Below are 1,068 nucleotides of genomic sequence, written 5' to 3' on the forward strand. Positions count from 1 at the left end.
ACGCACGACGAGCTTGTTGGGCAGGGTGCGCAGGGTGCCGATGACGGCGCCGAGGACGAGGGCCATGATCCAGGCCAGCAAGGCGGTGGCCAGGGTCCAGTACAGGCCCGACAGCAGCGTGTCCATGTAGGTGCCGACGGCGTCGGGTGACGGCTCCCAGAAAATGCGCCAGTTCCAGTTGTAGTTCATGGTTTGCCCTTATCTTGCTCTTATGCGTTGCGCGTTGCCGTAACGATCTGACAGCGCGCCCCGTTGTCCGATCATTGCCTGATGCCTCGAATCAACGGCACTTTGGCATCGGCACTTCATCATGGCGCCTTTTCGAATGGCGCCTTGCAAAAGCGGGAAGCATCTGCTTCCCGCTTGAAAACTGCATGTCATTTACCCGGGCAGAAGTCCGGTGCCGATGCGGCACCTGTCCCCTGCCCGTCCAGCCATTTACTGATAGGCAGCCGGCTCACCGGAGTCGGTCGGCTTGGCGATGATCTTCTTCAGCTGGTCGCCCATTGGCCAGTTCAGGTTCACGCCCTTGGGCGGAATCGGCGACTGGAACCACTTGGCGTAGATGCGGTTGATCTCGCCCGACTTGAACACGCCGACGATGGCGTCATCGACCACCTTCTTGAAGCCCGGATCGTCGCGGCGCAGCATGATGCCGTAGGGCTCAAGCTGCAGCGCATCCTTGGTGATGGCGTAGTCGGCCGGCGACTTGGATGTCGCAGCCAGCGAAGCCAGCAGGATGTCATCCATCAGGAAGGCCACCGCGCGGCCGGTTTCCACCATCAGGAAAGCCTCGGCATGGTCCTTGGCCGACAGGATGTTCATGCCCAGGTTCTTCTCGGTATTGAGCGCGGTCACCTGGCGCATCGAAGTCGTGCCGGCGGTCGACACCAGGGTCTTGCCCTTGAGGTCGTTCAGGCTGTTGATGTTGGAAGCCTTCTTGGCCAGCAGGCGGTTGCCCGAGACGAAGGTGGTCGGTGCGAAGGCGACCTGCTTCTGGCGCTCGACGTTGTTGGTGGTCGAACCGCACTCGAGGTCGATGGTGCCGTTGGCCATGAGCGGAATGCG

1 protein-coding gene and 1 pseudogene are annotated in these 1,068 nt (G+C 61.5%); both read right to left on the reverse strand.

What is annotated here, in order from left to right; translation table 11 throughout:
- A pseudogene (locus tag IGW03_RS37695) lies at positions 1-189 on the reverse strand (amino acid ABC transporter permease); the annotation flags it as partial.
- A 249-nt stretch (positions 190-438) separates the two neighbouring features.
- Positions 439-1,068 (reverse strand): transporter substrate-binding domain-containing protein (locus IGW03_RS37700; RefSeq protein ID WP_194727493.1); only part of this gene is annotated, 630 nt, incomplete at its 5' end.

The organism is Noviherbaspirillum malthae (genome assembly GCF_015352985.1).
GTDB classification, from domain to species: domain Bacteria; phylum Pseudomonadota; class Gammaproteobacteria; order Burkholderiales; family Burkholderiaceae_D; genus Noviherbaspirillum; species Noviherbaspirillum malthae.